7 protein-coding genes and 1 riboswitch are annotated in these 8,365 nt (G+C 74.2%); of the genes, 6 read left to right on the plus strand and 1 reads right to left on the minus strand.

Annotation, left to right across the window (positions count from 1 at the left end):
- The first annotated feature begins 114 nt into the window (after positions 1-114).
- A riboswitch (cyclic di-AMP (ydaO/yuaA leader) is annotated at positions 115-274 on the plus strand.
- 12 nt (positions 275-286) lie between these two features.
- Complete coding sequence (locus ACZ407_RS14630; protein ID WP_468128411.1) at positions 287-1,081, plus strand: M23 family metallopeptidase; 795 nt, start codon at positions 287-289, stop codon at positions 1,079-1,081.
- 267 nt (positions 1,082-1,348) lie between these two features.
- Positions 1,349-2,032, plus strand: coding sequence for a GntR family transcriptional regulator (locus ACZ407_RS14635; RefSeq protein WP_468128412.1), 684 nt, complete (start codon positions 1,349-1,351; stop codon positions 2,030-2,032).
- A gap of 232 nt (positions 2,033-2,264) precedes the next feature.
- Here the strand turns inward: ACZ407_RS14635 and ACZ407_RS14640 are convergent, their stop codons facing one another.
- Complete coding sequence (locus tag ACZ407_RS14640) at positions 2,265-2,546, minus strand: HPr family phosphocarrier protein (RefSeq protein ID WP_226731866.1); 282 nt, start codon at positions 2,544-2,546, stop codon at positions 2,265-2,267.
- Between the two features lie 172 nt (positions 2,547-2,718).
- Here ACZ407_RS14640 and ACZ407_RS14645 point away from each other — a divergent pair, with 172 nt between their 5' ends.
- The 4 genes from ACZ407_RS14645 to ACZ407_RS14660 all read left to right on the plus strand — a co-directional run bounded on the left by ACZ407_RS14645 (position 2,719) and on the right by ACZ407_RS14660 (position 8,105).
- Positions 2,719-5,421 (plus strand): bifunctional acetate--CoA ligase family protein/GNAT family N-acetyltransferase, encoded by a 2,703-nt coding sequence (locus tag ACZ407_RS14645; protein ID WP_468128413.1) that lies wholly within the window; start codon positions 2,719-2,721, stop codon positions 5,419-5,421.
- An 85-nt stretch (positions 5,422-5,506) separates the two neighbouring features.
- Positions 5,507-6,103 (plus strand): DUF5998 family protein, encoded by a 597-nt coding sequence (locus ACZ407_RS14650; protein ID WP_468128414.1) that lies wholly within the window; start codon positions 5,507-5,509, stop codon positions 6,101-6,103.
- A complete protein-coding gene (locus ACZ407_RS14655) occupies positions 6,103-7,308 on the plus strand; it encodes an alkaline phosphatase family protein (RefSeq protein ID WP_468128415.1) in 1,206 nt (401 codons plus the stop codon). Before ACZ407_RS14650 ends, ACZ407_RS14655 begins: the two co-directional genes overlap by 1 nt.
- Before the next feature lie 146 nt (positions 7,309-7,454).
- Entirely contained in the window at positions 7,455-8,105 is a 651-nt protein-coding gene (locus ACZ407_RS14660) for a thymidine kinase (protein ID WP_468128416.1), read from the plus strand.
- Positions 8,106-8,365: the final 260 nt, after the last annotated feature.

Raw genomic sequence — 8,365 nt, forward strand, 5'->3', positions numbered from 1 at the left:
CGTATGGGTCGTGGCGTACGCCACAAAAACGCGCGTCTGTTTGGTGATCGGATGATGATCCGCCTAGCGTCGGGCTTGCTGTCCGTCAGCTGTAAGCGCCGCACCCGCGGCACCGGACAGCAATCGCCGAGTCCCCGTCAGGCGCGAGCCTGGGGAGCCGGGGACCCACATCAGTCCCTGGGGTGAATCGGACCGCCTCGCCAGAGGGGGCCCGTAGGAGACCTTCCTGCTCCGAACCCGTCAGCTAACCCGGTAGGCGAGAGGGAAGGAAAGGATCAGCCCCTTCATGGCGTTTGGCAGCCGTCCCACCGGCAAGCACCGTGGTTCCAGCCGCATGAACCGCAAGGCCGCCGGCATCGCCGGGGTCACCGCCCTCGCCGCCACCGGAGTCGTGGGCTCGCTCGCAGGCCCGGCGTTCGCCGCCGACACGGCCCCCGAGAAGTTCGAGGACACCGGCCTCAACACCGTCGTGGTCGCCGAGGACATGGCCGGCCAGATCGAGGCCCAGGCCACCGCCCAGGCGCAGGCCGCCGAGATCGCCGCCGCGAAGGCCCAGGCCGAGGCCGAGGCCAAGCAGCGCGCCGCCGAGGCCCGCGCCAAGGCCGAGGCGAAGGCGAAGGCCGAGCGCGAGGCCAAGGAGCGCGCCGCCCGCGAGGCCGAGCGCAAGCGCCTGCTGCAGTTCGTCGCCCCCCTCGACGGCTCCTACGTCAGCACCCAGTACAAGGCCGGCGGCGGCATGTGGTCCTCCGGCAGCCACACCGGCATCGACTTCCACGCGGCCTCCGGCACCTCGGTGCACGCGGTCGGCATGGGCACCGTGGTCGAGGCCGGCTGGGGCGGGGCGTACGGCAACAACGTCGTCATCAAGCACAACGACGGCTCCTACACCCAGTACGGCCACATGTCCTCGCTGTCCGTGGTCGTCGGCCAGCAGGTCACCCCGGGCCAGCAGATCGGCCTGTCGGGCTCCACGGGCAACTCCAGCGGCCCGCACCTGCACTTCGAGGCCCGCACCGGCGCCGACTACGGCTCGGACATCGACCCGATCGCGTACCTGCGCTCGCACGGCGTCACCATCTGACCTCCGGCCGCGGCGCGACGCGCCCGCAGGCCCTCCGAAGGCCCCGGCTCCCACCGAGCCGGGGCCTTCGGCGTACCCGGACCGCTGCGGGCGGCCGACGGCTGCGGCCCGGTGGGTGGGAGGCGAGCGGCGGGCGGCGGGCAAAGGATCGCCAAAGGGCCGGATTCGAATTCCGGCCGCCCTCGGGAATTCCGCTGTGCTGCAATAGAGTCGCAGAGGTGAGGTCGCCGACCGCGTTTTTCGCGGGGGATGAGCGGAGGTCCGGTTTTGCGTATTCCAGCGCACGCGGTGTGCACGGCCGTCCGCGAGGACATCGTCTCCGGTGTCTTCGAGCCGGGGAGCCGGCTGACCGAGGAGGTGCTGGCCCGCCGGTACGGGGTCTCCCGGGTCCCCGTGCGGGAGGCGCTGCGGACCCTGGAGTCCGAGGGGTTCGTGACCACGCGCCGGCATGCGGGCGCCTGCGTGGCCGAGCCCACCGAGCAGGAGGCGGCCGACCTCCTGGAGGTCCGGATGCTGCTGGAGCCCCTCGGGGCCGCCCGGGCCGCCCAGCGGCGCACCGAGGCCCATCTGAAGGTCCTGCGGGGGCTGGTGCGGCTCGGCCAGGACCGGGCCCGGCGGGGGCAGGGCGAGGACCTGCGGTCGCTGGGCGGCTGGTTCCACGAGACGCTCGCCCAGGCCTCCGGCAGCCCCGGCCTGATCGCGATGCTCACCCAGCTGCGGCACAAGACCGCGTGGATGTTCACCGTGGACGCCCCGGTGCACCCCGTCGAGTCCTGGGCCGAGCACGGGGCGATCGTGGACGCGGTGGCGCGGGGGGACGCCGCCCGGGCCCGGGCGCTCGCCGCCGGGCACGTGGACCGGGCCGTGGCCGTCCACCGGCTGCGCCGCCCGGACGGCGGACGTGTGAGGGGTTCGCAACCTCGCGTCAACACGGCCGGTTCCCGCCTTTAACAGGCGCCCGCTAAAAAGAACGGATATGCGTGCGCCGGATGTGAATTCCGGGCTCCCGGCCTTCGGGCCCGCTTTCTGACGGCCTTCCGGGCCGGGCTTTCCGCTGCCCGAATTCATTCGGCATCCCCCGGGGAATTCCGCAGCGGCCCGCGGGTGCGAAAACGGCGGGGCCGCAGTCCCGTGTTCCGGGAGACTGCGGCCCCGCCGCGCCGTGCAGGGGATCCGAGACGGGTCAGACGGTCTCGGGGAGCTCCTCGAGACCCTCCTCGACCAGCTTGGCCAGGCGGTCGAGTGCGGCGTCCGCGCCCTCGGCCTCGGAGGCGAGGACGATCTCCTCGCCGCCCTGGGCGCCCAGACCCAGGACCGCGAGCATGGAACCGGCGTTGACCGGGTCGCCGCCGGACTTCGCGATGGTCACCGGGACCCCGGAGGCCGTCGCCGCACGGACGAAGATCGAGGCGGGACGAGCGTGCAGGCCCTCGGCCCAGCCGACGTTGACGCGGCGCTCTGCCATGGTGATGCCCTTCAGGTTCTTACGGTTGTCTAGACCAGTCTCTCACGGCGCTCCGGATGCTCGGACCGACCTTCGGCCCGTGAAAGCCTGCCGTTCGGCCTTCCCCAGCTTGCACCGCTTTGTCCCGCCTTGCCTAACACGCCGCGCGAGGGGGACCCGTACGCTTGCCCCCATGACCACGGTGTCGGACCCCTCGTACCCCGCCCACTGGGAAGCGGACGTGGTGCTGCGCGACGGCGGCACCGCCCGGATCAGGCCCATCACCGCCGCGGACGCGGGGCGCCTGGTCAGCTTCTACGAGCAGGTCTCGGACGAGTCGAAGTACTACCGCTTCTTCGCCCCCTACCCCCGGCTCTCCGACCGGGACGTGCGCCGCTTCACCCACCACGACCAGGTGGACCGGGTCGGCCTCGCCGCCACCGTCGGCGACGAGTTCATCGCGACCGTCCGCTACGACCGGATCGGCCCCGACGGCCGCCCCGCCCCGTTCCCCGCCGACGAGGCCGAGGTCGCCTTCCTCGTCCAGGACGCGCACCAGGGCCGCGGGGTCGCCTCCGCCCTCCTCGAACACATCGGCGCGGTGGCCCGGGAGCGCGGCATCCGCCGGTTCGCCGCCGAGGTGCTGCCCGCCAACACCAAGATGATCAAGGTGTTCACGGATGCCGGCTACCAGCAGAAGCGCAGCTTCGAGGACGGATCCGTCCACCTGACCCTCGACCTGGAGCCCACCGCCGAGTCCCTCGCCGTCCAGCGGGCCCGCGAGCAGCGCGCCGAGGCCCGCTCGGTGCAGCGGCTCCTCAACCCCCGCTCCGTCGCCGTCGTCGGCGTCAGCCGCAGCCCGGACGGGGTCGGCCGCTCCGCCCTCGCGAACCTCCTCGCCGGCGGTTTCACCGGACCCGTCCACGCCGTGAACAAGGCCCTCGACCCCGGCACCACCGAACTCGCCGGGGCCCCCGCCCACCGCTCCGTCGGCGAGATCCCCGGCGGCGTGGACCTCGCCGTCATCGCCGTACCGGCCGAGCGGGTCCCCGAGGCCGTCGCCGACTGCGGGGAACACGGGGTCCAGGGCCTGGTCGTGCTCTCCGCCGGCTACGGGGAGAGCGGCCCCGAAGGGCTGGAGCGCCAGCGCGAGCTGGTCCGCCAGGCCCGCTCCCACGGCATGCGGATCATCGGCCCCAACGCCTTCGGCGTGATCAACACCGCCTCCGGCCTCAACGCCTCCCTCGCCCCCGGCAACCCGGAACCCGGCCGGACCGGCCTGTTCACCCAGTCCGGGGCCATCGGCATCGCCCTGCTCTCCGCCCTCGTCCGGCGCGGCGCCGGCCTGTCCTCCTTCATCTCCGCCGGCAACCGGGCCGACGTCTCCGGCAACGACGTCCTCCAGTACTGGTACGAGGACCCGGCCACCGACGTGGCCCTCCTCTACCTCGAAACCCTCGGCAACCCGCGGAAGTTCACCCGGCTCGCCCGCCGCACCGCCGCCGTCAAGCCCGTCGTCGTCGCCAAGGGCGGCCGCCACGGCGGGGTCGGCCCCGCCGGACACGCCGTGCCCGAGACCCGCCTCCCCGACGCCACCGTCTCCGAACTCCTCCGGCAGGCGGGCGTGATCCGCGTCGGCACCGTCACCGAGCTCGTCGACGCCGGACTGCTCCTCGCCGAACAGCCGCTGCCCGCCGGCCCGAACATCGCCATCCTCGGCAACTCCGAATCCCTGGGCGTCCTCTCGTACGACGCCTGCCTCACCGAGGGGCTGCGCCCGCACCCCCCGCAGGACCTCACCACCGCCGCCGGCCCCGCCGACTTCCGCGCCGCGCTCGCCGCGGCCCTCGCCGACCCCGGCAACGACGCGGTGATCGTCACCGCCATCCCCTCCGTGGGCGAGACCACCCTCACCGAGGACCTCGCCCAGGCCCTGCGCGGGGCCGCCGCCGAGGTGCCCGGCAAGCCGATCGCCGTGGTCCACGTGGAGCTCGACGAACTCCCCGCCGCCCTCACCGCCGCCACCCGGATCCCCGCCTACCCCGCCGCCGAGCGCGCCGTCCGGGCCCTCGCCGAGGCCGTCCGGTACGGGCAGTGGCGGCGCCGCAACGCCGAGGGCGGCGGGCTCGTCCCCGAGTACGAGGACATCGACACCGCCGCGGCCGCCGACCGGATCGCCGCCCTCCTCGACGGGGTCGAAGGGGACGCCGTCCGCACCCTCGACGCGGCCGACGCGCACGCCCTGCTCGGCTGCTACGGGATCGCGGTCCGCCCCACCCTGCCCGCCCCCACCCCCGACGAGGCCGCCGCCGCGGCCCGCCGCCTCGGCTACCCCGTCGCCCTCAAGACCACCGCCCCGCACCTGCGCCACCGCCCCGACCTGGGCGGCGTACGGCTCGACCTCGGCAGCGAGGAGGAGCTGCGCCGGGCCTACGAGGAGCTCACCGAGGCCCTCGGCACGCCCGCCGAGCTGCTGCCCGCCGTCCAGGCCATGGCCCCGCGCGGCGTGGACACCGTGGTCCGGTCGGTGGTGGACCCCGCCGTCGGCGCGGTGCTCTCCTTCGGGCTCGCAGGCGTGGCCTCCGAACTGCTCGGCGACACCGCCCACCGGCTCGTCCCCGCCACCGACCGGGACGCCGCCGAGCTGGTCCGCTCGCTGCGCGCCGCCCCCCTGCTCTTCGGCTGGCGCGGGGCCGACCCCGTGGACACGGCCGCACTGGAGGAGCTGCTCCTGCGGGTCTCGCGCCTCGTCGACGAGCACCCCGAGGTGGCCGGGGTCTCGATGGAACCGGTGGTCGTCGCCGCCGAAGGCCTCTCCGTCCTCGGCGCCACGGTCCGCCTCTCCCGCCCCCCGGCCCGCACCGACCTCGGGCCCCGGACCCTGCCCAGCTACTGAGCGCCGCGGCCCTTGCGGCCGCCTGCCCGCGGGCCCTGCCGCCGGGCAGGTCGAGGCGCCCCGTACGGGCCTTAGGATGGACCCCATGGCGAAATCCGGTACGACCACCCAGGGGCTGCGCGCAGCGATCGAGCGCAGCGGCTACTACCCGGCCCTCGTGGCCGAGGCGGTGGAGGCCGCCGTGGGCGGTGAGCCGATCTCGTCGTACCTGGTCCACCAGGAGACCACCTTCGACTCCAACGAGGTGCGCCGCCACGTCACCGTGCTGGTCCTGACCGACCACCGGTTCATCGTCAGCCACACCGACGAGCAGGCCGCGGACGCCGGCTCCCCGTCGCCGTACGCGACCACCTCCACCGAGTCCGTGAAGCTCGGCAGCATCGCGTCCGTCGTGCTCAGCCGGGTGGTCGCGAACCCCGAGTCGTACACCCCGGGCACCCTGCCCCGCGAGGTGGTCCTCACGATCGGCTGGGGCGCCGTCTCCCGCATCGACCTGGAGCCGGCCGCCTGCGGCGACCCCAACTGCGACTCCGACCACGGCTACACCGGCAACTCCACCGCCGACGACCTCAGCCTGCGCGTCAGCGAGGCCGGCGACGGCCCCGAGGCGGTCCGCCAGACCCTCGTCTTCGCCCAGGCGCTGTCCGAGGCCACCGCGGCGACCTCCTCCCCGACCCGCTGATGAGCTGGTCCGCAGCGCAGGACTGGCAGGAGCCCGAGCTCCTGGACCCGGCGAGCGCCCCCGTCCCCGCGTACGGCTCCGGCTCGCTCGCCGATCTGCTGCCCACCCTCGCGGCGGGACTCGGTGTACCCGGGTTCACCGCCGCGATCGAGGAGCTCACCCCCGCCGACCGCAACTGCGTGTTCCTGATCGACGGGCTGGGCTGGGAGCAGATCAAGGCCCACCCGGCCGAGGCCCCGTACCTGACCTCCCTGCTCGGCAGCTCGCGGGGCGGCACCGGCCGCCCGATCACCGCCGGCTTCCCCGCGACCACCGCCACCTCCCTGGCCTCCGTCGGCACCGGCCTGCCCCCGGCCCGCCACGGGCTGCCCGGCTACGCGGTGCGCAACCCCGCCACCGGCGAGCTGATGAACCAGCTGCGGTGGAACCCCTGGACCCCGCCGCAAGCCTGGCAGCCCTACCCGACGGTGTTCCGGCTCGCCCACGAGGCGGGGGTGGCGACCGCGCAGGTCTCCTCCCCGGCCTTCGAGAGCACCCCGCTCACCAAGATCGCGCTGAGCGGCGGCACCTTCCTCGGCCGGATGACGGGCGAGGAGCGCATGGACCTGGCGGCCGAGCGGCTGGCCGCCGGCGACCGCTCGCTCGTCTACACGTACTACAGCGAGCTGGACGGGGCCGGGCACCGCTTCGGAGTGGACTCCGACGCCTGGCGCGGGCAGCTCATGTACGTGGACCGGCTGGTGCAGCGGCTCGCCGAGCAGCTGCCCCCGCGCACCGCGCTGTACGTGACCGCCGACCACGGCATGGTCGACATCCCCTTCGACGAGGACGCGCGGATCGACTTCGACGAGGACTGGGAGCTCGGCGCCGGGGTGGCCCTGCTCGGCGGCGAGGGCCGGGCCCGGCACGTGTACGCCGTACCGGGCGCCGAGGCCGATGTCCTGACCGTGTGGCGCGAGGTGCTCGGCGACCGGTTCTGGGTGGCGAGCCGCGAGGAGGCGCTCGACCGCGGCTGGTTCGGCCCGCCGGGAGAGTGCGACGAGCGGGTCCTGGGGCGGATCGGGGACGTGATCGCGGCCGCCCAGGCCGATGCGGCGATCACCGCCTCGGTGAACGAGCCGAACGAGTCCGCGCTGGCCGGCATGCACGGCTCGATGACTGCGGCGGAGCAGCTCGTCCCGCTGCTGGAGGTCCGCTCCGCCTGAGCGGCGGCGCTGCCGTCGTCGTCGCCCGGCCGCTGTCGTCGCCCGGCCCGCTGCCGTGGGCCGCCCTGCTCTAGCCGCTCCGTCCCCCGTCCGCCCCATCCTTGCGCCGCGCCCGTGCGCCCGACCCGAAAGGTCACCTCCTCCTGATGTCCGAACTGGTCTTTTTCTCCGGAACCATGGACTGCGGGAAGAGCACCCTGGCCCTGCAGATCACGCACAACCGCTCCGCCCGCGGGCTGGAGGGCGTGATCTTCACCCGCCAGGACCGGGCCGGGGAGGGGAAGATCTCCTCGCGCCTGGGCCTGGTCGCGGATGCGGTCGAGGTGACCGACACGATGGACCTGTACGCGTACCTGGTGGGGGAGCTCTCGGCGGGCGGCAAGGCCGACTACGTGATCGCCGACGAGGCGCAGTTCCTGGCCCCCGGCCAGATCGACCAGCTCGCGCGGATCGTCGACGACCTGGACATGGACGTCTTCGCCTTCGGCATCACCACCGACTTCCGGACGAAGCTCTTCCCGGGCTCGCAGCGGCTGATCGAGCTGGCGGACCGGATCGAGCAGCTCCAGGTCGAGGCGCTGTGCTGGTGCGGGGCGCGGGCCACGCACAATGCGCGGACGGTGGGCGGGGTGATGGTGGTCGAGGGCGAGCAGGTCGTGGTCGGGGACGTCAACCGGCCTGCGGAGCAGGTCGGTTACGAGGTGCTGTGCCGGCGGCACCACCGGCGGCGGATGACCTCGGCTGCGGCGCATGCCGGGGCGCTCTCGCCGGATGTCCTGCCGGTCAACGGGGGCTGACGCTCCGACCCTGCGGGTCAAGTCCGACCCGTGGGGGCGTATTCCGGGCCGCCGGCCCCCCGACCCCTGCGGGTCCAATCCGACCCTGCGGGTCCAATCCGACCCTGCGGGTCCAATCCGACCCTGCGGGTCCAATCCGACCCTGCGGGGCGAAATCCAGCCTCGGGGGGGGGGGGGGGGGGGGGGGGGGGGGGGGGGGGGGGGGGAGGGGGGGAGGGGAGGGGGGAGGGGGGGGGGGGGGGGGGGGGGGGGGAGAAGGA

It is taken from the genome of Streptomyces sp. NPDC030809 (assembly GCF_055572195.1).